Below are 412 nucleotides of genomic sequence, written 5' to 3' on the forward strand. Positions count from 1 at the left end.
CGGTCATAGTATACACGCATTTTTTGGGACTGCAGCCGTGCGACGAACCGCTCCACATAAGGCCGCTGTTCACTGGCGTAAGAAACCGCAACATCATATTTTTGGCGTTCCATATTTCTCCCACTCCTGTCAGTCTGATCAGACCTTATTTTACCGCTTGTAACAAAGGATAGTAATTATTTGATGCCACAATAAGTGATAATAAGAGATTATCCTCACTCCTACAACAAAGACGGGTATGCCAAACCGATGGCATACCCGTCTTTGTCACGCAAAATGTATTTTATTTCTGGGGTGTTTTTCTAATAGAATATCCCGCTGTTTTTTACCAGCCACATGGGTGTAGATTTGTGTCGTCAAAATGGAGCTATGCCCGAGCAACCGTTGAATATATCGAATATCTACGCCTTCT

The 412-nt window shown here is 43.0% G+C and carries 1 protein-coding gene; it reads right to left on the reverse strand.

What is annotated here, in order from left to right:
- Window positions 1-267: 267 nt before the first annotated feature.
- The coding region (locus DV520_RS12085) for a tyrosine-type recombinase/integrase (RefSeq protein WP_148881891.1) at window positions 268-412 on the reverse strand (145 nt) is incomplete at its 5' end.

It is taken from the genome of Evtepia gabavorous (assembly GCF_003425665.1).
Classification (GTDB): domain Bacteria; phylum Bacillota; class Clostridia; order Oscillospirales; family Oscillospiraceae; genus Evtepia; species Evtepia gabavorous.